Below are 26,297 nucleotides of genomic sequence, written 5' to 3'. Positions count from 1 at the left end.
CACGGGGTACGGGCGAGGAGAATTCGTATAGTACATACGCCGAGGGGACAAGGCACCCACGTAATGAGCGATGCCCACGCAGCCGACGAGTACGGGGTGACGGGAACGCCGAGACGAGGGCTGGTACTGTCGACGTTCGTCTTCTTCGCCGGCCTCACGACGATCGTCTTCTATGGCGCTGCAGGACCCATCCTGGAGGATCAGTTGGCACTCACCGGCATCCTCCACGGACTCCTGCTGTCCTCCCCACATCTCAGCAAAGCGGTCCTCAGAATCCCCTTCGGTGCCTGGGTGGACGACGTCGGTGGCAAGAAACCGTTTCTCATCCTCATGGCGTCGACGCTCGTCGGGACCGGTGGGCTGGTCGTGACGTTGTTTTTCACCTATCCCGAGAACTTCGACATGAGTCTCTATCCACTGCTGGTCTTCTTCGGGCTTCTCGCGGGTGCAGGCGGTGCGACCTTCTCGGTCGGGACCTCACAGACCTCCTACTGGTATCCGAGCGACAAACAGGGGTTCGCGCTCGGTGCGTTCGCCGGGATCGGGAACATCGGCCCGGGGATGATCACCTTCGCACTCCCGGTGCTCATCGGGCTCGTCGGACTGACCGGAAGCTACGCGATCTGGCTGGTCTTCATGCTCGTCGCCACCGTCATCTACGCGCTGTACGCCGTCGACCCCTACTACTTCCAGCTCCGCAAACAGGGCACCGATCCGGAGGAATCGAGACGGATCGCCGACGATCTCGGACAAGACATCTTCCCGTCGGGTGGCGCGTGGGAATCGCTGAAGACGTCCGCGAGAAACCGTCGTACGTGGATTCTCGTCTTTCTCTACACGGTCTCCTTCGGCGGCGGGTTCACATCCCTGTCGGCCTGGTTCCCGACCTATTGGGAGCAGTTCCACGAGCTGTCGCTCGCGACGGCGGGGCTTCTGGCCGGACTCTTCATCGCCTACGGATCGCTCATCCGGGTTCCGGCTGGAAGCATCAGCGACAGGTTCGGTGGCGAGATCGTCGCCATCATCAGTTTCGCGATCATGGCGCTCGGCAGCGCGATCATGACCGTCGTCACCGGGTTCTGGCCGGCGATCGTCGGCATGATGGTGCTGGGAACCGGCATGGGGATCGCCAACGCCGCGGTGTTCGAACTGGTGCCGAAGTTCATTCCGGAGGCCGTCGGCGGAGCATCGGGCTGGATCAGCGGCATCGGCGGCGGGGGCACGCTCGTCATCCTGCCACTGATGGGCTACTTCGCGGACGCGTACGGCGAGATCGGCTACGCACGCGGGTTCGGCGTCTTCGTCGTCCTCAGCCTGCTCTGTGTCGGAGTCGCGATCGCACTGAAGTACATCATCTCCGAGCCCGACGAATCGACGGACGAAGCAGCGGTCCACTGAGCTCCTGAGACCGATCGAGGAATATCGTTCGATATCGCTGAATCGATCGAGAGCGAGCTATTCGTCGGGATCGCGATGGACGGTGAGAACAGGGATCGAGGAATGACGGACGACGTCCTCGGTCACGCTTCCCAACAGCGCCCGTTTGACACCCGTTCGACCGTGCGTTCCCATGACGATCACGTCGACAGCGGCTTCGTCCGCGTACGAGAGGATGTCGTCGTGGGGGTTCCCCCGCCGGACGGCCGCCGTCGTCTCGATGTCGCGCTCGCTCGCCTGTGTGGCGATCTCGTCGGTCGTACTGTGGCCCTCCTCTTCGAGCGCATCGAGGAGGTTGTCCAGCCCCGAGAACCCGTCACCGACGCCGGTGACCGACGTGGGTGGATCGACGACGAAGAGCACGTGGAGCGTCGCATCGTGTGTTTCGGCGAGTCCGAGCGCCATCGTCACCGCTGACTCGGTCGGATCACTACCGTCGGTCGGGAGGAGTATTCGATCGAACATCGTGATTCGTACCTGTGCGAAAATATCTGGCGGCACGGTATAACGTTGGTCACAGCAACTCCGTACCGACCGACGTCGGTTCGAGTGGTTGCAGCGGTCCTGGACCGTGGTATCAGTCGTCCATCGACGACGTCTCCGTTCCCGCGACGTCCGCGCCGACGTTCGACTCGGTGAGGTCCTGTTCGCGCCAGGTTCCCCGCTTGAACCAGAGATACGCCACGATCCCGCCCGCGAGGTTCGAGATCGGGAACGCGATCCAGAGACCGACGGTGCCCAGTGCTGCCGCCCCGAGCCACGCGATCGGCAGCCGGACGAGCCCGAGCGAGATGAGCGAGATCGCCGCCGCGACCATCGTCTTCCCCGCACCCCGGAACCCGCCGGTGTACGCCCGCATGACGCCGATAAATCCGAACGAGAGGGCGGAGTAGCGGAGGAAGGTCGCGCTCTGGGCGACGACCGCTGGGTCGTCGGTGAAGATGCCGGCGATCGGTTCCGGAGCGATCAGAACGAGCGCCCCGAGGAGGGTCAGGCCGACGAGCATGGCCCGAGCACCGAAGTTGTTCGTCTCCGCGGCGCGATCGAGTTTGCCAGCGCCGATGTTCTGACCGGTCATCGTTTCGATGCCCTGCGAGACCGCGAGCGCCGGCAGGAAGATCACCGAGAAGATCCGCGTCCCGATCCCGTAGGCGGCGACGACCGATTCGGGAAACGCGGCGATGACGACCAACAGCAGGTTGATCGACAGCGAGCGCGCCGTCCCCTCGACCGAGGCGGGAACACCGATATCGACGACCTTGCGTGCGAACGAGAGACTGGGCACCATCTGTCGCAACCGTATCTTGACGCCACGATTGCCACGGAACATGACGACGAGACCGACCCCGAACGCCAGCGCCCGGGCGAACACCGTCGCGATCGCGGCCCCGGCGATCCCGGAGCCGGTGTAGCCCGTGAGGCCGAACAGCCACGTTTCGAGGCCACGAGCGCCGAGCAGCCCGAACAGCGGGTTGTCCTGAAAGCCGAAGATGAGGATCGGGTCGAGAACGATGTTGATGACGACCGAACCCGCCATCACGTACATCGGCGTGAGCGTATCGCCGTAGCCACGCATCAGCGACATGAAGACGGCGAAGCCGAAGACGGCCACCAGACCGATCGTGTACACCTGCAGATACTGTTTCACCAGCGGCGCGATGTTGGGCCCGGCACCGAGCAACGCGAGCAGCTCGTCGACGAAGAGATAGCCGACCGCGCCGAGAACGAGCGAGGCGACCACCGCGTAGATGACCGTCTGGGAGGCGGCGTACTCGGCTCTCCGTTCCTCCCCGGCCCCGGTATACTGGGCGACGAGCACGCTGCCCGCGACCGAGAGCCCGAGCGCGAGCGAGATCAGCAGGAACACCATCGGGAACGCGAAACTGATCGCGGCCAGCGCGGTCGTATCGTACTGCCCGAGCCAGAACGTATCACCCAGATTGTAGGCGGTCTGGAAGAGGTTCTGCACGATGATCGGCAGGGAGAGATAGAACAGCGGTTTGCCGATGCTGCCCGACGTGAGATCGAACTCGTCGCGGGACTTGAACAGTCCGCCGAGACGGCTTCGGAGGCTCACTCGGCGACAACTCCTCGATCGACGGATACGCTAATGGAACCGGGAGCTCCGCGTGTCGCGGCTTCGTGGCCGACGCGGTGGACGGTCTCCGATCGAACCGTCGTGATGATCGTGTCGGTCGTACTGTTCGTGGAAGTCGTGATTCGCGTCCGCAACGCACCAGTACCGCACTCATACAGCGTGCGAGAGGTGGCATCCGTGATATCGGTGATCGTCTCGTCAGTCATAGTCGTCCAGTGCTGACCGTACAGTCAGCCGTTATCGATACAACTAACCATTCGGTTAAAAAGGTTCTGTCTCGCTCCAACCACGGGCAGGTCGTCGCGTTATCGGGGACTTGATCGACTCTGTCCGACAGTATCGAATCACGATCGCAAGGACGGTTCCGTGGCGTCCGGACTGTGGATGCGACACATGCATCGAGTCCGATAGGTAATACTTAATTGGTCGGGGTCGGTTCGTTTCCCTAATGAATCGTCCCTCGCGCGAACGGTCCCCGCGCGGTCGCTCGCCTCGAACCGACCCGGCGACCCCGCTGCGATCCTGAGATGACGGGGACGCGAATCGCTCTCTGTCCGCACCTCTCGGTCGAACACTACCGCGGGGGCGAGAAGTGGGTCTGCGCGCTCGCCAACCGGCTCGCGGCCGACGGCGTCGATGTGTCGGTGCGCGCGCTCCCCTACGCCCCCGGCGACGAGCGCCGCGTCGACGTCCGCGAGGTGCTCGACTCCCAGGTACCCTACCGCGAGGCCTGGCATCACGACCTCTCCGGGTTCGACACGGCCTACGTCTTCTACAACCCCTTCTCCGAGCTGTTCTTCTCGGGTGGCGACACGCGCATCGCGGGCATCCACTCGTGGGTCTACGTCTCCGAGAAACTCTACGAGGCCCACTACGGCATCGTGCCGACGGCCACGAAACTGCTCTACCGGCTGCTCGGCGACCGCGACCTCTCGCGCTTCGACGTCGTCCACTCGGTCACGCCGGCCTACGACTCGCCCCACGCGAACACGGTACATATCCCGAACTTCGTCGACATCGAGCAGTTCAACCCCGATCGCGACGAACGTGCCGACGAGTTCACCGTGCTCACGACTGCCGCCCACATCCGCGAGAAGGGCTGGGACACGATTCAGGCCGTGGCCGAGCGCCTCCCCGACGACGTCCGCGTCGTGACGACCGGTGACGGTGCGGGCGACGTGGACGGGCTCGGCTTCCTCACCGAGGACGAACTCGCCGACGCCTACGCGCGTGCTCACGTCGTCCTCCATCCGGCACGCGTCGACACCGACAGCATGGTGATCAACGAGGCCTGCGCGTCGGGCACGCCCATCGTGACGACGCCGCTCTCGACACACGTCCGTGAGAACGAAGCCGTCCTGCAGGCCGAAACCCCGCGCGGGCTGGCCCACGCGATCGCCCGCATCTACGGCGAGTGGCGACACGACGACGGCTACGAGGAGCGCTGTCGTCGGGCGCGCGCCGAGGGCGAATCCCACGGCTTCGAGGAGGTCTATCCACGACTCAAGGAGCTACTCCTCTCGCCGCCGACCAAGAGCGAGAACGGCGCGACCCGGACGGAGGTACGCGCATGAGCGTTCTCGACGAACTCAGCGAGCGATCGCTGTTCGACCCGCAGAACAAGCGACTCTTCAAATATCTCCTCGTGGGCGTCATGGGAATCGTCATCAACCAGGGCGTGTTCCTGCTCACCTACGAGGCCATTGGTCTCCAGTATATCGTCGCCGGCCTACTCGGCAGTGCGGTGAGCATCTTCGCCAACTACATCATGAACGATAGCTGGACGTGGCGCGAGAACGGTACCGCCGGCATCGGTCAGTGGCTCTGGCGCGGACTCAAATACGGTGCGACGCGGATCGTCGGCGTCGGGATCGGCACCGTCGCGTTGATCGTCTTCGTCGATATCCTGCACGTCAACCCATCGATCTCGAACATCCTCCGCATCGGCGTCGGCGTGCTCTGGGGGTTCGGCGCGAGCGAGAAGTGGGTCTGGAGTTCGGACGGCTCGTCAATGTCGTTCGAGACGATCAAGCGCTATCTCGGCGAGGACAAGCGTGAGTAGGCTCATGGAATCGCTTTCGATCGGTACGAGCGATTCGCTTTCCGATCGCGTACTCGACAGCCTCCCCGAGCGCGGCAGTCCGACGTGGTACGTCCTCGGACTCGCGCTGGCGCTGTTCGTCGGTTTCTCGATCTACACGGCGCTGATGCACGCCCGCTTCGAGACGACGGGGGCCGATCTCGGGGCCTACACCCACATGTTTTCGAGCACGCTTGACGGCGAGGGCTGGCTCCAGCACGGGAAATATCGCGCGAGCCACCCCTCCGGCTCGTACTGGGGGGCACACTTCTCGCTCACCCTCCTGCTGTTCATGCCGCTGTTCGCGCTCGTTCCGTCGGTGTATACGCTGCTGGTCGCCAAGTCGTTCGTGCTCGCGGCGTCGGTCGTGGTGCTATGGCTGCTCGCGCGCGACCGCCTCGACAGCGATCGCCTCGCGGGCGTCGTGACCGTCTCGTATGCGTTCAACCCGTTCCTCTGGTCGGCGTGGTCGTTCGACTTCCAGGAACAGGTGCTGATACCACCCTTCCTCTTCGCCGCCTACTACTGCTATCAGAAGGATCGTCGGTTCCTGTTTCTGGGCTTTCTCGCGCTCGTACTGTTCACCAACGAGTTCGTCGTCTTCCCCACGATCGGCTTCATCGGCGGGCTGTTCGTCGCCGCGGCGATCGCCGGCCGGCTCAGGAAACGCGGCCCGATGATCCTCGGGGCGGGCGTGCTCGTCGTCGTCGCGCGCGTCGCGTCGAGCGCCGCCATCGACTACTACAGCGTCTTCGGCGGTCTGCCGACCTACGTGGTCGCCGAACCGCTCCAGCCGTTCATCCAGGGCATGGGGCGCGTCTCGATCGTCGATCTCGCGATGACCGTCCTCGCGAACCCCATGCTACTGATCGACTCGGCGACGTTCGCGGTCGCGGACAAACTGCTCTTCTTCGTCGCGTTCATGCTGCCGGTGGCCTTTCTCGCGCTGTTCGACGAACTCTCGCTGGCAGCACTCGCGCCGTATCTCGGCTTCGCATGGGTGTTCACCGGTGAGGCCAAGGCGGTCTACTTCGAGTTCGGCGCACACTACCCGCTCTACCTGCTGCCGTTCGTCTACATCGGTGCGATCCACGCCCTCCGCCGGCTCTCGGGTCGCTTCGACGCGCTGCGATGGCCCTCGCGATCGACGCTCGCCGGATTGGTTTCGGCGGTGCTCGTGCTCTGTCTCGTCAGCGGTGCCGCCTCGGGTGGCGGCCATCTCGCCGTGCCGCCGCCGGCCGACGACGACCACCGCCAGACACTCGACACGGCCATCGACTCGATCCCCGAGGACGCCTCGCTCATCGCGCAGAACGACATCTACCCTCACGTGGCGACGCGCCCGAACGCCTCGTTCATCGTGAGCCCGGGCACGTTCAGCGCCTACGAACGGCGCTGGCAGAACGTCACACCCGAATATCTGCTGCTCGACACGCAGCTCAACCCGAACGCGCCGTGGGCGCGGGCCGTCCAGCAGACCTACGCCGACCGCCTCGGCGACGAGTACGGCCTCTATCGGTATCAGGAGGGGATTCAGATCTTCAAGCGCGGTTACGACGGCCCCGTCCAGGGCGTCACCCAGTCCGAACCCGGCGCGCGCCGCTACGACGCCGCGAGCATGGCGACGGGCACCGGCGAGCGCGCCGACGGAACGATCGTGAGCGACAACGGCTCCGCGGGCGACTACCTGTGGTTCGGGCCCTACGACACGCTGACGCCGGGTAGCTACACCGCGACCTTCCGGGTCAACGCCTCGGGGAGCGGCTCCGATCCCGTCCTGACGGTCGACGTCGCCGGTGGCGACGATCACGGCCGCATCGCCAGCGAATCCATCGCACCGACGGACGGCTGGCGGAACGTCACCGTCGACTTCACCATCGACGAGACGATCACCGACGTCGAGTTCCGTGGGATCCGTGAGGGGTCGGGCCGGATCGCGCTCGACGGGGTGCGCGTGAACTACGAATCGAAAAACGCTACTGCGAATGCCTCGGCGGGGAGTGCATGAGCACGACCGACCGGGTCGCCGCAACCGTCGGCGACTACCTCCCCGAGCGCTCCAGCCCGACGTGGTACGTCCTCGCGCTCGCGCTGGCGCTGTTCGTGGGCTTCTCGATCTACCTCTCCCTGCTCTACCGGAGCTTCTGGCTCACGGGCGCCGACTTCGGCAGCTACATCCACATGTTCGAGAGCACCCTGCACGGCCAGGGCTTCCTCGAACAGGGCAAATACACCGTCCGCGGGCCCGAGAGCTCCTACTGGGGCGGCCACTTCACGGCGACGCTGCTGGCCTTCCTGCCCATCTACGCGCTCGTCCCGTCGCCGTACACGCTGCTCGTGATCAAGTCCGGGCTGCTCGCCGCGAGCGTGCCGATGCTCTGGGTGCTCGCGCGCAGCCACATCGAGAGCGACCGGCTCGCCGGCCTGCTGACGGCCTCGTACGCGCTCAACCCCTTCCTCTGGTCGGCGTGGCTGTTCGACTTCCAGGAGCAGATCCTCCTGCCGCTGCTGATCTTCGCGGCCTACTACACCTACTCCGAGCGGCGCTACATCGCCTTCCTCGCCTTCCTCACGCTCGTGTTGTTCACCAACGAGTTCACGACGATCCTCGTCGGCGGCTTCCTCGTCGGGCTCGTCGTGGTCTCGTTCCGCGGTGGCCGACTCCGGCGCGAGGCCCCGTATATCGGCGTTGCAGCCGGCATCCTCGTCGTCGCGCGAGTGGTTTCGGGGTGGGCCATCGGTCAGTACACGGATGCCTCGGGGCTCCCGACCGACGTGATCGCGGCCCCGCTTCAGCCGTTCGTCGAGGGCTCGCGGGTGGGGATCGGCCAGCTGATCACGATCGTGCTCGGCAATCCCGAGCTCATCATCGACTCGGTCTCGATCGCGATCTTCGACAAGGTGGTCTATCTCGTGCTCCTCCTCTTGCCCGTGCTCTTCCTCGCGGTCGCCGACGAGCTCACGCTCGGCTCGCTGATCCCCTTCATCGGCTTCGCGTGGGTGTTCGCCGGTCGCGACGTCTACTACACCTTCGGCGCACACTACCCGCTCTACCTGCTCCCGTTCGTCTACATCGGCGCAGTGCGCGTGCTCGCCCGCATCGACACCAGCGAGATCGTCGACACCGAGAGCGCGCGTGCCTCGGCACGAACGGTGTTGTCGGGACTGCTCGCGCTCGTGTTGGTGGTGAACCTCGCGGTCGGCGTCGCCATCGGTGCGGAGAAAAACGCCGTGCCGGGAACGAACGACCACACGGAGATGCTGGAGGAGGGCATCGACACGGTGCCCGAGAACGCCTCGTTGCTCACTCAGAATGACGTCTTCCCCCACGTCGCCGAGCGGCCGAACGCGACCTTCAGCGCCAACCGGACGCTGTTCTATCGGTATCAGCGCAACAACCAGAAGCCGACACCCGAGTATATCCTCCTCGATACGAAGCTCGAAACGCAGGGCGTCGAGTGGGCACAGCCGATCCGATCGACCTACGCCAACCAGTTCGGCACGGAGTACGGTCTCGTGCGCTACGACGACGAGGTGTGGGTGTTCAAGCGCGGCTACAACGGCTCTCCCGACGGAATTCGCGGGAACTACACTGTCGAGCCGCGCACGTACGAGCTGAACGACTTCATCCCGAACGACGCGCTGCGGATCGACGGCCAGCTCGTCGGCTCCGGCGGCGGTGAGGGCACCTACTACTGGTACGGCCCGGGAACGATGCTACCGCCCGGCGAATACACGGCGACGTTCAGGGTCAACGCGACCAGTACCGGCGAGCGACCGGTCGCCAACCTCGAAGTCGCCGCGGGCACCACGCCACGGCCCGTCGCGACCGAAAACGTCACGAACACCGACGGCCTCGAAACCATCACCGTCCCGTTCACGCTCGATCGGATGCACTCGAACGTCGAGTTCCGCGCCTCGCAAGCCGGCGGCGCGGGGCGGTTCGCGCTCGAAAACGTCACCGTCCAGTCGGCTTCGGGAGCGAACAGTAGTACGGGCACGAACTGACGGTCGGGCCGTGTCGAATGCGGAAGCTGTTTTTCGTCCAAGCACCGAGGAGTGAGTATGCGCGAGGAAGTGCGAGCGTATTGCCGAGCCGCCGTGTCGCGCTCGCGGCGGTTCGAGCGGCGGGAGTTCCACGAGTTCCGCCGCTGGCTGGAGAGCACGCGAAACCTCGTCCATCTGTCGGTCGTGCTGTTCGTCCCGCTGCTGGTCGGGCTGGTGACGCTCGTTGCGAACGCGACGAACCTCTCCTTTCTGCTCTTTCCGCCGCTGGCCTCCGGGGCATACCTACTGTTCGCCCACCCCGAGGAGCGCTACTCGTCGCCGCTACGGTTCGTCGCAGGGCTGACCGTCGGCGCGCTGTGTGGCTGGCTCGCCATCGAGCTGACTGGCTGGCTGTTCTACGCCGGCGGTCCCGGATCGATCCACGCTCCCAGCGCTGCACTCGCGATGTTGCTCACGGGCGCGGCGACGTGGGCATTCAGCATCGAGGAGCCGGCGGCGTTCTCGACGGCGCTGCTCGCGGTCGTCGACGACGCACCGGGGTTCAGCTACGTGCTCAGCATCGCCGTATCGAGTCTGCTCGTCGCCGGCGTGTTCGTCCTCTGGCACCGGCGTGTCTATCGCCACCGGGCGCGCTATCTCTACCAGTCGACCAAGGGTGACGATCACGTCCTCGTCCCGATGCGCGGCGATCACGCCGACGCGACCGCATCCTTCGGCGCACGCATCGCCGCCGCCCACGACGCCGGGAAGGTCGTCCTGCTCGATATCGTCGAGTCGCCCAAAGATGTCGCCACCGACGGCGGGACGGAGAGGGAAGTATCGACGGCAACGAAGACCCACGCCAGCCATCTCGAAGCGTGTGCCGAACGGATCGAGGAGACGATGGACGTACCCTGCGAGGTGGTTGTCATCGAGCGCGGGGCGGAAGCACCCGCGACGACGGCGCTCGGTGCCGCCCGCGAGGCCAACTGCGATCTCATCGTGACGCCGTACGAGCGCGCTGACGGCCGCACCGCCTCGTTCGTCACCTCGCTCTTCCGGACCGACATGGACGTGATCGCCCACCGCTCGGCCGACGGTCGCACCGACTGGTCGCGGGTGCTCGTCTCCGTCCGGCGCGCGAGCGACGTCGCCCACAGCATGCTCGATTTCGCCTGCCGGCTCACCGGCCGGGCGGGAAAGGTGAGCCTCTGTCACTGCATCGACAACGAACACGAGCGCCGCGACGCCGAGAGCATGCTCGCCGAACTCGTCGAGACGTTCGCCGAGCGGATCGAAACCCGCGTCGCCCACGGCCCGATCGAGGAGTTCCTCGCCGACGCCTCGTCGCGCCAGAACCTCCTCATGCTCGGCGCGAGCGCCGACCGTAGCGCCGTCTCACGACTGCTCTCGCCGGCGACCTTCCAGCGTCTCCACGACATCGAGTGTGACGTCGCCATCGTTGATCGGCGTTACCGGCCGCTCGAACGGGAGTGAGACATAAACAACGAATTGATTCTGTATGAGTTATCAAATAATGGTTAAATAAATATCTTCTATCTATCGGCCCAAGATAGGGAAATCTTATATTAATGAGTGTGTTTGTTTCGCACATGAGCGAATCTAGTTCCGAAGGTAGCGAAAGAGAAGACATAACACTTGTTGATGCGTTGGAAATCGGTTCGCGGTTGACATATCTTCGGCAAGCTGGTTCTCAAAATCATCCACTTATAAACCACGAATCAACAGACATGTACATACTAGCGGCCCTTTGGTCATTGGAACAAAAATTAGCTCGTGTTGGAATGAGTCCCGGTGTAGTTTCAGATATAGCGCAAAAACGAAACGAACTGCAAGATGAATATCTTAATGATGATGAAGGTTCTGATGAGACTGATTCAACACAAGACGAGGAAAACAATTCGACCCCTATGATCAACAACCGAGATGGCCGCGAATTGGCAAACGCAACAGATAGCTGGGTCAGAATTATAAGAACTGAGTTAGGAAACGAAGTTAGGATACCTGTGTTTTCTGAAGGTATATTGAATATAGATCGAGCAATGAAAGATCCATCAAGTCTGTTTCAACATGAAGGCATATGGGAGGATCTTCCTTCCCAAACTCAAGATGATCTTGCGGAGGCTTGCCGAACTGCCGCGGCTAGCTGCCCCACAGCAACAGTGTTTCTATGTTTGAGAGCTGTTGAGGAGAGGCTTGGTACCTGGTACGTAACTGAAACTGATCACAGTATCGACACAGAAACATTCGGACAGGTTCTTTCAAATCTTGATGATACATACGATGAATCTTCCAGACCATCAATCTTATCTCATTTAGATTATCTCAGAGACAGGCGGAATGAGGTAGCACATCCAACACACTCCCCCAACATGCAGGAGGCAGTAAGTACACTAGTAACTGTACGACAAACGATATCTGATATTCAAGAGCGGTTATAAGACACAACCTCTCCCGATATCAATATAGTATACTTCCTGCCAGTAGCTGGTCGGGGAAGTCCGTTCAGCAGCCACCAGAACCTTGGACCATCTTCTTATGATCTAGATTCCATCCAATCTGAGCGGTACGTATCGCTAGCGACTCACCGACCAACGAACCACTTATCGACGAGCACCAGAACTACCAGTTCGGCGGAGAACAGCCCGTAGGCTTTGAATATAAGCGAGGAAGCCGGTGGGGGGATTTGAACCCTCGGCCTAATCCTTACGAAGGATTCGCTCTAGCCAGTCTGAGCTACACCGGCCTACTTCCAACTGCGCCCACGAACGGTATAATCGTTGCGAATCGCCGTGATCGACTGCGATCGATCACCCGCGCAGTCGCACGTCGAGGCAGACGTTCAGTTCGTGGGGCGCGTACGAGCGAACCGACTGACGGGCTTCGACCGTAACCTCGTACTCCTCGGCGGCCGCGCGGATCGCGCGCTCGCCGGGGCCGTAGGGATCCGACTCGTGCTGGATGTCGTAGTAGTGGAGCAGGCAGTCGTCGCTCGCGAGGCGCACCGCCGCGTCGAGGAACTCGTCGGCGCTGTGGGGCAGGTTCATCACGAGCCGGTCGGCCCAGTCCTCGTACTCGTCGGCGATCGTGCGCACGTCGCCCTCGATGGCCGTGACTCGCTCCGCGACGTCGTTGCGCCGCGCGTTCTCGCGGAGATAGTCGACGGCCACGGGGTTCAGATCGACGGCGACGACTTCCGCCCCGCGCTTGGCCGCCGGGATCGCGAACGGGCCGACGCCGGCGAACATGTCGACCACCTGCTCGTCCGCCGCGATTTTCTCGGTCACGCGGTGGCGCTCGGTCGCCAGTCGGGGCGAGAAGTACACCTCGGCGATGTCGAGGGCGAACTCGCAGCCGTACTCGCGATGGACGGTTTCGGTGCTGCCGCCGGCGAGATGGTCCCACTCGCGGGTGCGGAACTCGCCGGTGACCTTCGAGGCACGATCGAGCACCGTCTCGACGGGAAGCGCCGACTCCATCACCGCCGCCGCGATCCGCTCGGCGCGCTCGGGATCGTCCTCGTCGACGAGCACGACGTCGCCGAGGCGCTCGTAGGTCGGCTCGAAACCGAGGATATCCGCGGGCATCTCCTGCGTCTCGCGTGCCGGTGCGTCGTGTGTGACGACCGCGTACTCGTCGGGAACCGCTTCGCTGTCGGTGACGGGGATGAAGATCCGCCCGTCGACGACGGTGATCTCGTGGTCGCGATCGACGAGTTCGCGCTCGGCGAGCACCGCCCGCACGGTTTCGCCGTTCTCGCGCGCAGCGCGGACGCACGGCAGTTCCATGCCCGCAGTCGCCGCCGGGCCGGCCTAAGCGTGGCGTTTCGATGCAGCAATCTCCGGTGCGAGTCGTTTAATCCGTCCGCCGCCCGAGGCGGGCCAATGCTCACCTTCGTCGGGCTCGGTCTCTACGACGAGCGCTCGATCACGGTCCAGGGTCAGGAAGCACTCCGGGACGCTGACCGGGTCTTCGCCGAGTTCTACACCAGCCGGCTCGTCGGAACCACGATCGAAGAGCTCGAAGCCCACCACGAGGTCGCCATCGACGTCCGCGATCGGGCGGGCGTCGAACAGGAGCCGGCACCGATCCTCGATGCGGCCGAAACTGGTTCGACAGTGTTTCTCGTCGCTGGCGATCCGATAGTCTCGACGACGCACACGGATCTCCGGCTTCGTGCCCACGAGCGTGACATCGAGACGCGGATCGTCCACGGAACGACCGCTCAGACCGCCGCGGGCTCGCTCACCGGCCTCCAGAACTATCGCTTCGGCAAGGCGACGACGATCCCCTTTTCTTACCGTGATCGACCGGTCCCCGAGAGTGTCGTCGGGACCATCGAAGACAACCGCGATCGTGGGCTCCACACGCTCTGCTATCTCGATATCAAGGCCACCGAAGAGCGATACATGAGCGCCGACGTCGCCGCCGAGCGGCTCGCGCCCGAACTCGATGGGCTGGGAGTCGTCGTCGCCCGTGCCGGCAGTCCCGAGCCGCTCGTGGTCGCCGACCGACTGTCGGCGCTCGCGGAGGGTGAGTTCGGCGACCCACTCCATCTGCTCGTCCTTCCGGGCGAACTCCACCATCTCGAACGCGAGGCACTCGAAGCGCTCGCGGACGCACCGCCCGAGCTACTCTGAGTCCTCGGTTTCGGCGACGCCGCCGTCGGCGCGAACCGTCGTCCCGATCGCATCCTGAAGGTCGTACTCCGTGCCGGTGGCCATGAACAGCACGTCCTCGATGACGACCATGATCTCGGGGAGTTCGCGGACGACGACCCACGTGATGGCGACGAGCGCCAGCACCGAGAGGCTCTGTGCGAGCACGCGATCGACGATGAAATACGAGACCTTGTACGGGTCGCTCGCGCCGAACAGACCCATCACGATGTCGGGGAAGACGTGGAACTTCTGGAGGCCGAAGCCGAGCCCGATGAGGACGTTGCGGACGAGGTTCAGCGCGTAGATCACCGGGATCGAGACGGCGAGCGCGCGGAGCTTGCGCGAGAGCGGGGCCGACGTCGCGGCGATCAGCCCGCCGAAGATGGCCATGCTGCCGATGCCGGTGCAGGCGATCAGGATGGTGTAGGTGATCGTGTGGCCGCCGTCGGCGAACCAGAACGTGCTCTGATAGGCGGGGTAGGTTCCGTCCGGCACCATCGCCCCCGAGACGACCGTCGGCTCCGCGCCGATGAGTTCCATCAGAAAGGCGGTCTGGCTCGTCACGCTCTCGATGAGGAACTCCTGAAGGGCGGTGATCGTCTCGAACGGAAAGAAGATGATGCCCATCGCGGCGACCGCCCGCGAGAGTACGAACAGCGAGTCACGTCCGCGGGCGAGCAGGAGGCCAGCGTAGACGCTCGCCGGGATCGCCACGAGCACTCCGATCCCCTCGATGAAGCTCTTCTGGACGAACGCGAAGTGATGGAACACCGAGAGCCAGAAGACGGCGAACAGCAGCCACGCGGCGACCGTCACCGGCCGGGCGAAGCGGCTGTCACGCCACGAGAGCACGCCGCCGGCGCTGAAGGCGAGTACGGACAGCCACGCCAGCGGATCGGAGAACTGGCCGAACCACGCGAGCGCGGCGAGCAGTCCGTCGATCATTCGCCGACTCTACGACGATCGGCAGTATAGCTTTTGCCGTTGGCCTCAGCGCCGCCGCCACGCCAGCCCGGCCAGCGAGAGCGCGAGCAGCGCAGCGACGATCCCGAACCCGGGACCGCTCCCGTCGGTCGTCCCGTTCGCGTCCGCCGTCGCTGCCGTGGTTCCCGACGGGGTTTCGGCGGTCGTCGTTTCGATGGTCGTCGTCTCGACGATCGCCAACTGCGCGCCCGTGGTGACGGCGCTTCCGTTGATCGTGTACGGCCCGTCCTCGCCCCCGTTGGAGCTGCTGAAGTCGTACACCTGATTGTCGTTGCTGTCGGTATGGGCCATCACGACGACGCGCGTGTCTTCGGCCAGCGGCTCGGAGAGCGAGACGGTGACGTTCTCGGTGGTGCCGTTTTCGAGATAGCTCGACGCGCCGAGGACGCTTCCCAGCGGGTCCGACGAGGCGTTCGCCGCGTGGACCACGACGAAGCCGCCATCGGGCAGCGTTGCGTTCCTGACCGTCACCGTTTCCCCGGTGGTGGTCTGGTCGGGGACCGCGAGCGCTGCGGTGCCGTCGGGCGTGCCGCTCGGCCGATACGGGCCGACGGTCGTGTTCATCCGATCACCGGTGCCGAGCGGTCCTTCGGCCTGCACGGTGACCGTGCTCCGGGGCGCGACCGACGAGAGGTTGAACGAGGTGTCGAACGAGCCGTTCGGCTTCACCCGCGTCGTGTTGGTCTTGACGATCGAACTGCTGCCGTTGCGCTGGATGCGGACCCTCACCTCGCTACCGGGCGCGACGCTCGTCGTGCCTGAGACGGTCTGGTTCGGACCGGCGGCCAGCGACGGGTCGGCGAGACCGACCTCGGTGCCGACGAACGTGACGTTCGCACTCACCGACTCGTCGGCGTCGGCGAGCGTGCTCTCGCCGTCGATGGTGAGCGTGCTCTCGAAGCGATCGCCGGCCGAGAGCGTTCCGTTGTCGAACACCGCCGCCCTCGTGTCGACGTTGACGTAGAGCACGTCGTTGCGCGGGTCGGGCACCACGCGGATCGAGTCGTTCGCGAGGCTTCGGTTCAGATCGAGGCGTTTCGGCGGGCGGTTCGTCGATGGGTTCGTCTGCACCATGCTGAAATCCAGCTCACCGCTGCGGAGCAGTTCCGTGACGTTCGAAACCGCGAGCGCGCCGTAGATCCCCGAGAGCTTGATCTGGTTGACCGATACGTCGCCGACGGCGACCGAATCGGACGCGGTGATGCGGCCGTTGTCGACGGCGGCGGCGACCTCGCTCGCGTTCGTCGCGTTGTCGAAGCTCGCTGCCGGTGCGGTCCAGGTGATGAGCTCGCCGGCCGTGCGCTCGGTGAGCGCGAGCGTGGCCGTGTCGGTCCGGCGGTCGTCGACCGCCACCGAGAGGTTGTACTGACTCGTCTCCAGCGGGCTATCGAGCGGGGCGGTCGTCCGGTTCGTGCCGACGACCGCATCGCCCGCGGTGGCTCCGTACACCGAGTTATTGGTGTCCAGACCGGCGATGTACGTATTCATCAACAGCGTCACACGCCCGTCACCGTTGCTGTCGTTGACGGTGACGTTCGCCGCGTAGTTGACCGCCTCGCTGCCGACCGAAACGGTCGCGTTCGTCGCTCCGGAGAGATCGAGTTCGATCGCGGCGATGTCGCCGCGCTGTTCGTTCACCGTCGATTGATTGAACGATGCCGTCGGGCGATCGGTCGCATTGCCGACATCCTGTGCCGCCGCTGGCATCGCACCGACGAACGCGGCGAGAACCACGACCACCACGAGGACGAGTCCGGAGCGGTCGGTCACGATCGCCACGCACGCTGTCGGTACTCCGTACTCGTCGGCGATACGGGATGGGCTATCGAGGGATCCCGGTGCGCTGACCGGAAGCGGGCATGCTGACCTGGCATCGTTGCTCGGCGTATGGCTGAAAGGATAGACTCCCCTTATAAGTGCTTTGTGGTGGAAGGCGTTCCGTCCGGCGACATCGATCGCTCAACGTGGCGTGGCGACGACCGCGAGGTGGTCGGCGTGGAACGGGTCGAGCCGGCGGCTGTCGAGGATCTCGTACCCTTCGCGGAGATCGTCGAGCGCGTCGGCGAAGACATCGTCCGGTTCGCGTGTCGCGTCCTCGCTTCTGGCTTTGATCGCCAGACAGAGGCGGCCGTCGTCGTGGAGGAATCGCTGGTTCGCCCGCGCGACCCGTGCCTGCCCGCGCGTCGCGACGTCCTGAACGAGCAGATCGAGACCATTCTCGACGACGTGGGCGTAGGTCTCCGGATTTCGAGCATCCTTGAGCAGCGGAAACAGGTTCCCGCGCGTCTCGGCGACCGAGAGCAGATCGCGCATCGGCCGGGCGGCGAACTCGACGGCGTAGGTCGGCCCGGCGACGTCGGCGACGTGGCTGGCGGTCGTACCGTTGGCCGCGCCGAGATAGAGCACGCGATCGCCGGCGTCGAGCCCCGGCTCCATCCCGAGTTCGTACATCGCGCCGAGTTTCGAGCGGTGAGCGTCCCACGCCCGCCAGCCGTCGACGACCGGCTCGCCGTAGACTGCTTCGCCCCGGGTGGCGAGGCGCTCCTCGCCGTCGAACGTGCGGTACTGCACCCCGTCAGGCAGCGCCATCGTCCTCCCCGCCGGTACGGATCCGGCGCATCCGTTCGTCGAGATCGGCTTCGAGCGACGGTCTGCGATCGCCGGCGTAGTGATCGATCCGTGCGGCGATCGTGAGCTTGCCGGCGAGTGCGCGCGCCGCCGAACCGCGTTTCTCGGGGCGCGTGCCGCGAACGTACTCGTGAACGTAGATGACGCCGTGTTTCGGCGAGGGGGCCTGCCCGCGAAGGTGGGCGAACAGTGCCTCCTCCGCGCCGAGGACCTGCACCGTGCTGCTCGACGTTTTCGCCATCGAGTCGAGCCCGCCGGCGAGCGCGAGCAGCCGTGCCGCGAGCGTCGGCCCGGCGAGCGCCGCGAGGTTCGGCGCGGCGTCCCTAACCACTCGCTCGACGTACCGTTCGAGCGCGTCGCGTTCGTCGTCGAGCTCGATCGCCCGTTCGGCGAGGGAGACCAGCCGTTCGTCGGCCGGCTCCGCGGGATCGGTGGCAGCGAGCTCACGGCAGTAGTCGATACCGGTCCCCGATGCTGCGTCGCGGCTCCCGGCCCATTCGGCGACGCGTTCGGCGAGTTCGTTCGCCATCCGTCCGGCGTCGTCCATCGCGCGCACGGCGTGGATCACCTGCTGATCGTCGGCACGCTCGCGCTCCTCCATCGCCGTGCGAGCCGCCGCAGTCGTCGCCTCGTGCAGGCGGTCGTAGTACGCCTCCTCGCTCGTGACGACGCCCGCCTCGATCGCCCGGTCGGGCCATGCATCCGGCGCATCGGCGCTCCCCTCGCGAACGCGCTCCGCACCCACCTGATCGGTCGCGAGACCGGCGAACCATCCCTCGCTCATGGCCGCCGTAACCGACCGGCGGCGAAAAGGGGTCCGGTACGCGCCACGTCGAACAACGACCCACGGACCGTCGAGCGCGATGGTGGCGTACATCGATGATCATCGTACAACACGCATTGGTCGTTCGTACCGGTGAGATACGTTCTACTGACGGAACACGAACGAATTTGGGTCCATTTCTGGCATACGTTCATAAGGGATGTCGGCGAACAATAGTCCGTGCGGCGACGCACGAGAGTACCATGACAGATGACGATACTATCCGAGAGGATTCGGACGGCGTTCTCGATTTCGTTGGACAGGTAAGCGATCAACTACGCTCGCGGCGCGGATTCATGGGCGATGCGGCGAAGGTCGGCGTCGGCACGGCCGCACTCGGCGCGGTCGGCAGCGGCGTCGCGGCCGCCAACGACGGTAACGGCGACAGCAGTGGTGGCGACGATGTCAGCGACATCGACGTCCTGAACTACGCGCTCACGCTCGAGCATCTGGAGGCGGCCTACTACAACGACTTCCTCGACAACTACTCGGAGAACGACGTCGAGCGCTCGGAGGTCGCGAACTACTTCGACCGGGAGACGCTACAGTATTCGGTCTATCAGCAGATCCAGGACGTCCGTGACCACGAGGAGGCCCACGTCGACGCGCTCAGCAAAACGATCAAGGACCTCGGCGGGACGCCCGTCAAGCCCGCGAACTACGAGTTCCCGTACTCGTCGATCACGGAGTTCATCGCGGTCGCCGACCGCCTCGAAGCCGTCGGCGTCTCCGCCTACGCCGGCGCGGCACCGCTCATCTCCAACCCGGACATCATCCCGCCGGCGCTGTCGATCCACAGTGTGGAGGCCAACCACCAAACCTACTTCCAGCTGCTGAACCTCCAGCGGCCCGCGCCCAACGCGTTCAACCCCGCGCGGACGATGGACGAAGTCCTGCCGATCGCCAAGCAGTTCATCGTCAGCGAGGAGGACGCTCCCGACATGGCGTCGGCGACGTTCGACGACCAGCACTCGGACGGATCGAGCGTTACGGTCGCCTCGGCAGCACTACCGGACGGCGGCTTCGTCGCCATCCACGACAGCAGCCTGCTCGACGGCAACGTCGCGGGCAGCGTCATCGGCGTCTCCGATGCCTACGACGCCGGCACGGCGATGGACATCGAGATCCCGCTCTACGCCGAGGTCCCCGGCGGCGACTACGACCAGTCGAGCCTGCAGGGAGACCAGACGCTGATCGCCATGCCCCACAAGGACACCAACGGCAACGGCACCTACGACTTCATCACCTCGGGCGGCGAGGCGGACGGAGCCTACACGCAGGACGGCGAGGCGGTCGTCGACGACGCGTCGATCACCGTCGAGTGAGCGCGCCCCGACGCCGATAGCAGGGTTACACGCCCTGCCCGAAACGCAGCCATTCTTTGACGAGTTCGTTCACGTTGTGGAATACGATCGCGACGGTGAGCAGCGCCGTGGCGAGCGAGAGGATGAACCCCACCGGACCGCCGATCGACGCCCCAGCCAGCCCGCCAGTGATCGCGACGACGGTGAGTTCGATCCACGTCACCAGGATCCGCGAGAGCAGGTTCGGCGTCGACGGGTCATCTGACGTCTCTTCCTCGGTTTGGGAACCGTCGTCGGAGATCCGGTCGTCGCGATCCATCAGTATGACTCACCCGCCTCGATCGGGCCGCTGAACACCGAGTAGAGCACGCCGAAGTAGACGAAGATCAGCGGGAGCAGGAGTCCCGCACCGATCGTCATGACGTTGAGCGGCAGCGTCGAGACGATGGCGTCTTGGACCGTGAGACCGCTCGCCCGATCGATCAGCGGGTACATCGATCCGGCGACGACGCCCACGAGGCTGAAGACGAGCCCCGCCACGGCGACGAACGCGAGGTAGTAGCGGTCGCGCGCGGTCGCGAGCGCGTACCCGCCCGCCAGAACGAGCGTGACGACGACCAGCCCGACGACGAGCGGCGAGAGGAGTGCCGAGCGCAGCCCGGGCGTCGTTGCGTAGAGCGCGCCGATCGCGATCACGACAAGCGCGAGATAGGCGGCGAGGGCGCGATAGCCGTCGGTCGCGAGGCTCTCGCGCAGCTCGCCGCGCGTCTTCAGCCGCAAGAAGGCGACGCCGTCGACGACGGTCAGCGCGACGACCGCGAGCCCGACGACGATGCCCGGGAGCGTGACGATCGTCGTCGCGCCGAGCAGCCAGTTCGCCGCGAACAGGCCGATCAGGAACGGCGTCGCGAGACTGCCGACGACGAACGCCCGGCCCCACCACGTCTTCCAGGTCGCGTCGTCGCGCTGTTCGTACATCTCGGGGGCGAGCCCGCGCAGTCCGAGCGCGGCGAGGATGGCGAACATCAGCAGGTAGTGCCGGCTGAACAGGTTCGCGTAGATCGACGGGAACGCCGCGAACAGCGCCCCGCCGAAGACGACCAGCCAGACCTCGTTGCCGTCCCAGAACGGTCCGATGGCGTCGAGCAGTCGCTCCTTTTCGTGCTCACTGTTGCGGGTCGCGAACAGCACACCGACGCCGAAATCGAACCCGTCGAGGAAGAGGAATGTCCCGAAGATGAAGAAGACGAGCGCGAACCACAGCTCGGCGAGCGGCAGGCCGAACAGCGGCTCGCTCGCGAGCGTGGCGAGTTCAATCATCGACGCTCACCGCCTCCTCCGTCGCCGGCGATTCGACCGCGGCGAGTTCGTCGCGTGACGGTGGGCCACTCCTGATGAGACGGACGACGACGTAGGTGTAGAGGAGCAACAGGAGCGCGTAACCGCCGGCGAAGCCGGCCAGCGTGAACGTCGCCTCGGCACCCGTCAGGCCGGGCGAGACGCCGTCGGTGGTCTTCAACACGCCCTGGATCACCCACGGCTGGCGGCCGACCTCGGTGACGATCCAGCCGACCTCGACGGCGAGGAAGCCGAGCAGCGACGAGCCCATCAGCGCCTTGTGGAGGAGATCGTCCTCCAGCAGCTCGCCGCGCCACCAGCGGTAGGCCCCCCAGAGCGCGAGCAGGATGAACCAGAAGCCGAGCGCGACCATGATGCGAAAGGCCCAGAAGACGATCGCGACAGGTGGCGCTTCCGTCGAGAAGGACTCTAGCCCGCGTATCGTCGCCTCCGCGTTCCCGCCGCTGGCGAGCCACGACGCCATCCCGGGGATACCGATGCCGAACAGCTCCTTCGCCCGCGGGTCGAACAGGCTGTCGAGATCGGTCGGCACGGCGATGAGATACTCCGGCACGTAGGATTCGGTCTCCCAGACCGCCTCCATCGCGGCGAACTTCTGGGGCTGGGTGTCGGCGACGTGGCGGCCGTAGGCGTCGCCCTGGATCGCCTGGATCGGGGCCGTGATGAGCAGGACGACGAGCGCCACCTTGAGCGTCTTCTCCCAGAACTCGGGATGCTGGATCGGGTTCTCCCAGACGTGATGGCGGAAGACGTAGTAGGCCGCGATGCCGGCCATCAGGAGTGCGACGGACTCGACGGCGGCGTTCTGCATGTGGACGAACATCCACGGGAAGCGCGGGTTGAGGTAGGCGGCGATCGGATCGACGAGATTGACGACCGACTGACCGTTCTCCATCACCATCTCGAACCCGCGCGGGGTCTGCATCCAGGAGTTGGCGATCAGGATCCAGGTGGCCGATAGCCAGGTTCCGAGCCCGACGGCGACGCTCGAAACGAAATAGACCAGATTCGAGACGCGCTCGCGCCCGAAGACGAAGATCCCGAGGAAGGTGGCTTCGAGCATGAACGCCATCATCCCTTCGAGCGCGAGCGGGCCGCCGAACAGCTCGCCGGCGATCGTCGAGAAGGCCGCGAAGTTGGTGCCGAACTCGAATTCGAGCACCAGCCCCGTGACCGTGCCGACGGCGAAGCTCACGGCGAAGATCTTCGTCCAGAACCGCCGGAGCTGCTCGTAGATGGCTTTTCCTGTTCTGACCTCCTTCCACGTGAAGTAGACGAGGAACGGTGCGAGCCCCATGCTCACCACCGGGAAGATGATGTGGACGATGGTGGTGAGCGCGAACTGGAGCCGGCTCGCGATGACTGGATCAACCATCGTGGCTCACCCGCGGCTGCGGCGTCGAGGCGTGTCGGCGGTCGCTGGTCGGTGATCCCCACGTGGGGGCGGTTCGAGACGCGTTCATGATCGACAGTTGGTGATACAGGGGGGTCAACTGACGGGCGATTCCCATTCCGTGGGAAACGAGACGGTCGCTGTCGTGAGTCGTGTGCACAATTGTTAGACATTAGGCCAGGGTTATCAGTTCGATGTGGACGAACCACCCATCCGGATCGGCGAATCGGGTAGCCTATTCCGACCGCGAGCCACGGATCGACAATGGGACCTGCACCGCCGGACGACGGGGATACGCCGGTGCAGGTCGTTCTCGACGCGCTCGACGATCCCGACTGCCGAGCCATTCTCCGGGAGGCCTCCCAACCCATGACCGCAAAGGAACTCAGCGATGCCTGTGACATCGCCGAATCGACGGTGTACCGCAAGCTGGATCTCGTGAGCCGGGCCACGCTCGTCCGCGAGTTCCACGACGTCCATCCCGAGCGGGGGCGCATCACGCGCTACCAGCGCGACGCGGACGGGCTGGACATCACCATCACCGACGACGGGGTCGACGTGACGGTCGATCGGCCGGCACGCACTGTCGACGAACGGCTCGCCGACATGTGGTCCGAGATGGGTGACGAGCTGTGAGTCAAGCCCTATCGATCGCGATCGTCGTGAGCAAGACCGTGATCTTCGTTCTGGGCACCGCCATCGCCTACATCGCCTACCGAGCCCATCGGCGGACCGGCTCGCCGTCGCTCCGCGCGCTCGCGGTCGGTTTCGGCATCGTCACCGTCGGTGCCTTTCTCGCGGGGATCGCCCACCAATTGCTCGGCGTCGGACTCCGTACCGGGGTACTGATCAACAGCGTCCTCACGGCGTTCGGCTTCGCGGCGATCGTCTACTCGCTCTACGTCGAATGAGTCCGCCGAACCCAGTCACAGAGTTCCATTGATGATGTCGGCCACGCGCTGGCGGTCGAACAATCGTTCGTTTTCGGGAATCTCACCGAGGCCGTGCCACGCGCCGAACTCGTCAGGGTAGAGCTGCTTGGCGAGCATCTCCGTCTGGAAGAGATTGATGATCGGGCCCTGCGAGCCCGTTCCGCCGGGGTAGAGCCGGTCGTTTTCGACTGCGGCGAGCTGCTTGCCGACGGGATCGGTGCGGAGCAGTTCGAGCATCCCCTCGTACGCGTCGGCGTTACCGTAGACGTTGTTCCCGCCGAGCGCGTTCACCGCCTCGTCGAAGACGAGCACGTCGGGATCGACGTCGAGCAGCCCCTCCATGCCGAGCTTGAGATCGTAATGGGCGTTCTCGCTGTCGTACTCGTCAGCGAACGCGTCGACGACGCCGAGATCGCCGTACTGTTTCAGCTCGTAGGTCTTGTCGATCTCCGGAATCGGGTCGATGACGCCGAAGTAGCCCTTGTTCTCCGGGTTCGTGAACGCGCTCAGCAGGCCGACGCTGGGACGGTCGTCCTTCGGTGGCACTCGCGAGGTGATGTCGTCCATCGTGCGCTCGTAGAGATCGATCATCGCGCTCGCCCGTTCGCGCTCGCCGACGACGCGCCCGTAGCGCTCGACGAACTCCGGGATCGAGTAGTAGCGATAGGATTTCCCATCGGGCCAGTTCGACCAGCTCGGCGCGCGCTTCGACCGACTCAGGTTGCCGAAGAACGGCGCGACGTCCGTCGCCAGCGTCGAGACCTTCGACGGTTCGAGCTGATACGACGCGATGAACCGGTTCGGGTCGGTCGCCAGCAGGTCGGGATCGAGCTCGTAGAGCAGTTCCTGTTTGACGCTGTAGCTCTTGCTCACCGTGTTCGGGATCTCGTCCACGTTGCGGGGCTTCACCGACGGGAGGAGTTCGTAGAACCCCTGATACCAGAAGCCCGGGCGTGCGAGTCCGACGATGCTGTCGGCATGGCCGAGCGCCATCAGCACGTCGGCGACGAACCCCCAGCCACCGACGATGCGCTCGGGCGGTCGCTCGAACTCAACGCTGCCGACCGGTTCGATGGCGACCGAGTACGATCCGCTCCGGGTCGTCCCTCCCTGGGCGCTCGTTCCGGTCGAGGACTGGATCCGATCGTCGGCTCCGCTCCCGTTTCCGGCCTCACTTCCGTTGCTACCGCCACCCCCGCTGCTCGATGCGGTACAGCCAGCCACCAGCCCACTGGCGACCGCGATGCCGCCGCGTTTCATCCAGTCTCGCCGCGTCAGTCCATCATCCGTCGGATCGTCGTGCGCCATATATTTAGGCCAGCCTAAAACATGTTATGCGTTTCGGTTTTTCGGTCAGCCTAAAAACATGACGAGTGGAAGTCGGAAAACGGCGAAGGCGACGGGAAAACGCTTTCAGTCGATAGCGGCGTCGATACCGCGGCGGGTAGAACGAGGACGGCTCAGATCGCGCCCAGACTGTCCTGTTTGCGCATCAGATAGAGGAAATAGGGGCCACCGATCAGTCCGGTGACGATGCCGACCGGGATCTGGACCGGGCTCAACAGGAGCCGTGCGCCGACATCGGCGGCGACCATCAGCGCCGGCCCGACGAACAGACAGCCGACGACGAGTTTCTTGTAGTCGCTCCCGACGATGTTCCGGACCATGTGCGGGACGATCAGTCCCACGAACCCGACAATGCCCGCGGCGGCGATGCTCGCTGCTGCGGCGAGAACGGCGACACCTGAAAGGGCAAATCGGACTTTCTCGACGCTCATGCCGAGCGATCTCGCGGTGCTCTCGCCGAGCAGGAGCACGTTCAGCTGTCTGGCACTGACCAGCGCCAGCGCCATCGAGACGACGGTCCAGGGCAGTATCATCCGGACCTGTTCCCAGTCAGTACCGGTGAGCGAGCCGGTCGTCCAGGCAATCGCGCTCTGGACCACTCCGAGATCGTCGGCGAAGAAGAAAATCCCCGTCTGAAGCGAGCCGAAGACCGTGCTGACGATCACGCCCGCCAGAACGAGCCGGATCGGCGAGGTGCCGTTCTTCCAGGCGATGAGATAGACGATCAGGAAGGCGACCGCGCCGCCGATGGCCGCAATCAGCGGCAGGACGGCCGACAGCCCGGAGAACACGACGAGCGTGAGCAGGATCATCAGGCCCGCACCCGACGAGACGCCGAGGATGAACGGGCTCGCCAGTTCGTTGCGCGTCACGGCCTGAAAGATCGCGCCCGAGACGGCGAGGTTCATCCCGACGAACGCGCCCACGAGCACGCGCGGCAGGCGGATGTTCCAGACGATCAGGCTCCGTCGACCCATCTCGGGGATCTCGCCGCCCAGGAAGAATGCTTCGAGTGCCTGCGGATTCAGTAGTACATCGGGGTTGAACACCGCCTGCCAGGCCTGTGCGATCGACATCGAGTACGCGCCGAAGCTCACCTGGAGCAGGCCGGCCACCACGGTGATGGCGACGCTCGCGGCGACGAGCGTGAGCAGCGAGCCGTCGATCCAGCCGAGCCAGCGCTCGCGTGTGGAGCGAGCGGAGTCGGTGGCGGATTCGCTCGCCACGATCAGTGCCCCGCCGT

At 64.8% G+C, this 26,297-nt stretch carries 24 protein-coding genes and 1 tRNA gene; 11 read left to right on the top strand and 14 right to left on the bottom strand.

What is annotated here, in order from left to right; genetic code table 11:
• Positions 1–63: 63 nt before the first annotated feature.
• On the top strand, positions 64–1,398 hold the full coding sequence (locus MUK72_RS06780) for an MFS transporter (RefSeq protein WP_244705071.1): 1,335 nt from the start codon (positions 64–66) through the stop codon (positions 1,396–1,398).
• A gap of 57 nt (positions 1,399–1,455) precedes the next feature.
• Here MUK72_RS06780 and MUK72_RS06775 read toward each other — a convergent pair whose 3' ends face one another.
• The 3 genes from MUK72_RS06775 to MUK72_RS06765 form a co-directional block, all read right to left on the bottom strand.
• Positions 1,456–1,902, bottom strand: a complete 447-nt coding sequence (locus tag MUK72_RS06775; protein WP_004053350.1) for a universal stress protein — start codon at positions 1,900–1,902, stop codon at positions 1,456–1,458.
• Between the two features lie 112 nt (positions 1,903–2,014).
• Positions 2,015–3,514 carry an MATE family efflux transporter gene (locus MUK72_RS06770; RefSeq protein WP_244705069.1) on the bottom strand — a complete coding sequence of 500 codons (1,500 nt, stop codon included), beginning with the start codon at positions 3,512–3,514 and terminating at the stop codon, positions 2,015–2,017.
• The gene (locus MUK72_RS06765) at positions 3,511–3,741 is read right to left on the bottom strand and encodes a hypothetical protein (RefSeq protein ID WP_244705067.1); all 231 of its coding nucleotides are present in this window, start codon (positions 3,739–3,741) and stop codon (positions 3,511–3,513) included. Before MUK72_RS06765 ends, MUK72_RS06770 begins: the two co-directional genes overlap by 4 nt.
• 321 nt (positions 3,742–4,062) lie before the next feature.
• Here MUK72_RS06765 and MUK72_RS06760 point away from each other — a divergent pair, with 321 nt between their 5' ends.
• The 6 genes from MUK72_RS06760 to MUK72_RS06735 all read left to right on the top strand — a co-directional run bounded on the left by MUK72_RS06760 (position 4,063) and on the right by MUK72_RS06735 (position 12,064).
• The gene (locus MUK72_RS06760) at positions 4,063–5,109 is read left to right on the top strand and encodes a glycosyltransferase family 4 protein (protein ID WP_244705065.1); all 1,047 of its coding nucleotides are present in this window, start codon (positions 4,063–4,065) and stop codon (positions 5,107–5,109) included.
• On the top strand, positions 5,106–5,597 hold the full coding sequence (locus MUK72_RS06755) for a GtrA family protein (protein WP_244705063.1): 492 nt from the start codon (positions 5,106–5,108) through the stop codon (positions 5,595–5,597). Before MUK72_RS06760 ends, MUK72_RS06755 begins: the two co-directional genes overlap by 4 nt.
• A 4-nt stretch (positions 5,598–5,601) precedes the next feature.
• Positions 5,602–7,623 carry a DUF2079 domain-containing protein gene (locus tag MUK72_RS06750; protein ID WP_425311080.1) on the top strand — a complete coding sequence of 674 codons (2,022 nt, stop codon included), beginning with the start codon at positions 5,602–5,604 and terminating at the stop codon, positions 7,621–7,623.
• Positions 7,620–9,623, top strand: coding sequence for a DUF2079 domain-containing protein (locus tag MUK72_RS06745; RefSeq protein WP_244705059.1), 2,004 nt, complete (start codon positions 7,620–7,622; stop codon positions 9,621–9,623). The genes MUK72_RS06750 and MUK72_RS06745 overlap by 4 nt, the downstream gene beginning before the upstream one ends.
• 57 nt (positions 9,624–9,680) lie before the next feature.
• Positions 9,681–11,099, top strand: a complete 1,419-nt coding sequence (locus tag MUK72_RS06740; protein WP_244705056.1) for an HPP family protein — start codon at positions 9,681–9,683, stop codon at positions 11,097–11,099.
• Positions 11,100–11,215: 116 nt separating this feature from the next.
• Positions 11,216–12,064 carry a hypothetical protein gene (locus MUK72_RS06735; RefSeq protein WP_244705054.1) on the top strand — a complete coding sequence of 283 codons (849 nt, stop codon included), beginning with the start codon at positions 11,216–11,218 and terminating at the stop codon, positions 12,062–12,064.
• Positions 12,065–12,294: 230 nt separating this feature from the next.
• On the opposite strand, the gene MUK72_RS06730 is transcribed toward MUK72_RS06735, so the two are convergent.
• Together MUK72_RS06730 and MUK72_RS06725 are read right to left on the bottom strand one after the other, a co-directional pair.
• A tRNA-Thr gene (locus tag MUK72_RS06730) sits at positions 12,295–12,369 on the bottom strand.
• Positions 12,370–12,433: 64 nt separating this feature from the next.
• Entirely contained in the window at positions 12,434–13,411 is a 978-nt protein-coding gene (locus MUK72_RS06725) for a class I SAM-dependent methyltransferase (RefSeq protein WP_244705052.1), read from the bottom strand.
• 96 nt (positions 13,412–13,507) lie between these two features.
• Here MUK72_RS06725 and dph5 point away from each other — a divergent pair, with 96 nt between their 5' ends.
• Positions 13,508–14,263, top strand: a complete 756-nt coding sequence (gene dph5 / locus MUK72_RS06720) for a diphthine synthase (RefSeq protein WP_244705050.1) — start codon at positions 13,508–13,510, stop codon at positions 14,261–14,263.
• On the opposite strand, the gene artA is transcribed toward dph5, so the two are convergent.
• The 4 genes from artA to MUK72_RS06700 all read right to left on the bottom strand — a co-directional run bounded on the left by artA (position 14,255) and on the right by MUK72_RS06700 (position 18,680).
• The gene (gene artA / locus MUK72_RS06715) at positions 14,255–15,229 is read right to left on the bottom strand and encodes an archaeosortase A (RefSeq protein WP_244705048.1); all 975 of its coding nucleotides are present in this window, start codon (positions 15,227–15,229) and stop codon (positions 14,255–14,257) included. The genes dph5 and artA overlap by 9 nt on opposite strands.
• Positions 15,230–15,274: 45 nt before the next feature.
• Complete coding sequence (locus tag MUK72_RS06710; protein WP_244705045.1) at positions 15,275–17,047, bottom strand: DUF7282 domain-containing protein; 1,773 nt, start codon at positions 17,045–17,047, stop codon at positions 15,275–15,277.
• A gap of 180 nt (positions 17,048–17,227) precedes the next feature.
• On the bottom strand, positions 17,228–17,857 hold the full coding sequence (locus MUK72_RS06705; RefSeq protein ID WP_244705043.1) for a fibrillarin-like rRNA/tRNA 2'-O-methyltransferase: 630 nt from the start codon (positions 17,855–17,857) through the stop codon (positions 17,228–17,230).
• The gene (locus MUK72_RS06700) at positions 17,844–18,680 is read right to left on the bottom strand and encodes an NOP5/NOP56 family protein (RefSeq protein ID WP_244705041.1); all 837 of its coding nucleotides are present in this window, start codon (positions 18,678–18,680) and stop codon (positions 17,844–17,846) included. The genes MUK72_RS06705 and MUK72_RS06700 overlap by 14 nt, the downstream gene beginning before the upstream one ends.
• Before the next feature lie 242 nt (positions 18,681–18,922).
• Between MUK72_RS06700 and MUK72_RS06695 the strand changes: the two genes are divergently transcribed.
• The gene (locus tag MUK72_RS06695; RefSeq protein ID WP_244705038.1) at positions 18,923–20,044 is read left to right on the top strand and encodes a ferritin-like domain-containing protein; all 1,122 of its coding nucleotides are present in this window, start codon (positions 18,923–18,925) and stop codon (positions 20,042–20,044) included.
• Between the two features lie 25 nt (positions 20,045–20,069).
• Here the strand turns inward: MUK72_RS06695 and MUK72_RS06690 are convergent, their stop codons facing one another.
• Genes MUK72_RS06690 through MUK72_RS06680 form a run of 3 tightly spaced genes read right to left on the bottom strand, consistent with a single transcriptional unit; the run spans position 20,070 to position 22,757 of the window.
• Complete coding sequence (locus MUK72_RS06690) at positions 20,070–20,342, bottom strand: hypothetical protein (protein ID WP_244705036.1); 273 nt, start codon at positions 20,340–20,342, stop codon at positions 20,070–20,072.
• Positions 20,342–21,343, bottom strand: a complete 1,002-nt coding sequence (cydB, locus tag MUK72_RS06685) for a cytochrome d ubiquinol oxidase subunit II (RefSeq protein ID WP_244705034.1) — start codon at positions 21,341–21,343, stop codon at positions 20,342–20,344. Before cydB ends, MUK72_RS06690 begins: the two co-directional genes overlap by 1 nt.
• Positions 21,336–22,757, bottom strand: a complete 1,422-nt coding sequence (locus MUK72_RS06680; protein WP_244705032.1) for a cytochrome ubiquinol oxidase subunit I — start codon at positions 22,755–22,757, stop codon at positions 21,336–21,338. Before MUK72_RS06680 ends, cydB begins: the two co-directional genes overlap by 8 nt.
• A 282-nt stretch (positions 22,758–23,039) precedes the next feature.
• On the opposite strand from MUK72_RS06680, the gene MUK72_RS06675 reads away from it, so the two are divergent.
• Both MUK72_RS06675 and MUK72_RS06670 read left to right on the top strand, forming a co-directional pair.
• Positions 23,040–23,411, top strand: coding sequence for a winged helix-turn-helix domain-containing protein (locus MUK72_RS06675; protein WP_244705030.1), 372 nt, complete (start codon positions 23,040–23,042; stop codon positions 23,409–23,411).
• Positions 23,408–23,686: a DUF7521 family protein gene (locus tag MUK72_RS06670; RefSeq protein ID WP_004053397.1), complete on the top strand. Its 279-nt coding sequence runs from the start codon at positions 23,408–23,410 to the stop codon at positions 23,684–23,686. Before MUK72_RS06675 ends, MUK72_RS06670 begins: the two co-directional genes overlap by 4 nt.
• A gap of 15 nt (positions 23,687–23,701) precedes the next feature.
• Here the strand turns inward: MUK72_RS06670 and MUK72_RS06665 are convergent, their stop codons facing one another.
• Both MUK72_RS06665 and MUK72_RS06660 read right to left on the bottom strand, forming a co-directional pair.
• Positions 23,702–25,015 (bottom strand): ABC transporter substrate-binding protein, encoded by a 1,314-nt coding sequence (locus MUK72_RS06665; RefSeq protein WP_244705028.1) that lies wholly within the window; start codon positions 25,013–25,015, stop codon positions 23,702–23,704.
• 152 nt (positions 25,016–25,167) lie between these two features.
• Positions 25,168–26,280: a FecCD family ABC transporter permease gene (locus MUK72_RS06660; protein ID WP_244705026.1), complete on the bottom strand. Its 1,113-nt coding sequence runs from the start codon at positions 26,278–26,280 to the stop codon at positions 25,168–25,170.
• Between the last annotated feature and the right edge of the window lie 17 nt (positions 26,281–26,297).

The organism is Halococcus dombrowskii (assembly GCF_022870485.1).
Classification (GTDB): domain Archaea; phylum Halobacteriota; class Halobacteria; order Halobacteriales; family Halococcaceae; genus Halococcus; species Halococcus morrhuae.
The sequence above is the reverse complement of the archived record's forward strand: the minus strand, read 5'-3'. Positions and strand labels throughout refer to the sequence as shown.

Excerpts from the sequence above, each read along its gene's own strand:
- MUK72_RS06780 (WP_244705071.1), top strand. The coding sequence starts at position 64 with ATGAGCGATGCCCACGCAGCCGACGAGTACGGGGTGACGGGAACGCCG.
- MUK72_RS06775 (WP_004053350.1), bottom strand. The coding sequence starts at position 1,902 with ATGTTCGATCGAATACTCCTCCCGACCGACGGTAGTGATCCGACCGAG.
- MUK72_RS06765 (WP_244705067.1), bottom strand. The coding sequence starts at position 3,741 with ATGACTGACGAGACGATCACCGATATCACGGATGCCACCTCTCGCACG.
- MUK72_RS06760 (WP_244705065.1), top strand. The coding sequence starts at position 4,063 with ATGACGGGGACGCGAATCGCTCTCTGTCCGCACCTCTCGGTCGAACAC.
- MUK72_RS06755 (WP_244705063.1), top strand. The coding sequence starts at position 5,106 with ATGAGCGTTCTCGACGAACTCAGCGAGCGATCGCTGTTCGACCCGCAG.
- MUK72_RS06750 (WP_425311080.1), top strand. The coding sequence starts at position 5,602 with ATGGAATCGCTTTCGATCGGTACGAGCGATTCGCTTTCCGATCGCGTA.
- MUK72_RS06745 (WP_244705059.1), top strand. The coding sequence starts at position 7,620 with ATGAGCACGACCGACCGGGTCGCCGCAACCGTCGGCGACTACCTCCCC.
- MUK72_RS06740 (WP_244705056.1), top strand. The coding sequence starts at position 9,681 with ATGCGCGAGGAAGTGCGAGCGTATTGCCGAGCCGCCGTGTCGCGCTCG.
- MUK72_RS06735 (WP_244705054.1), top strand. The coding sequence starts at position 11,216 with ATGAGCGAATCTAGTTCCGAAGGTAGCGAAAGAGAAGACATAACACTT.
- MUK72_RS06725 (WP_244705052.1), bottom strand. The coding sequence starts at position 13,411 with ATGGAACTGCCGTGCGTCCGCGCTGCGCGCGAGAACGGCGAAACCGTG.
- dph5 (WP_244705050.1), top strand. The coding sequence starts at position 13,508 with ATGCTCACCTTCGTCGGGCTCGGTCTCTACGACGAGCGCTCGATCACG.
- artA (WP_244705048.1), bottom strand. The coding sequence starts at position 15,229 with ATGATCGACGGACTGCTCGCCGCGCTCGCGTGGTTCGGCCAGTTCTCC.
- MUK72_RS06705 (WP_244705043.1), bottom strand. The coding sequence starts at position 17,857 with ATGGCGCTGCCTGACGGGGTGCAGTACCGCACGTTCGACGGCGAGGAG.
- MUK72_RS06700 (WP_244705041.1), bottom strand. The coding sequence starts at position 18,680 with ATGAGCGAGGGATGGTTCGCCGGTCTCGCGACCGATCAGGTGGGTGCG.
- MUK72_RS06695 (WP_244705038.1), top strand. The coding sequence starts at position 18,923 with ATGACAGATGACGATACTATCCGAGAGGATTCGGACGGCGTTCTCGAT.
- MUK72_RS06690 (WP_244705036.1), bottom strand. The coding sequence starts at position 20,342 with ATGGATCGCGACGACCGGATCTCCGACGACGGTTCCCAAACCGAGGAA.
- cydB (WP_244705034.1), bottom strand. The coding sequence starts at position 21,343 with ATGATTGAACTCGCCACGCTCGCGAGCGAGCCGCTGTTCGGCCTGCCG.
- MUK72_RS06680 (WP_244705032.1), bottom strand. The coding sequence starts at position 22,757 with ATGGTTGATCCAGTCATCGCGAGCCGGCTCCAGTTCGCGCTCACCACC.
- MUK72_RS06675 (WP_244705030.1), top strand. The coding sequence starts at position 23,040 with ATGGGACCTGCACCGCCGGACGACGGGGATACGCCGGTGCAGGTCGTT.
- MUK72_RS06665 (WP_244705028.1), bottom strand. The coding sequence starts at position 25,015 with ATGGCGCACGACGATCCGACGGATGATGGACTGACGCGGCGAGACTGG.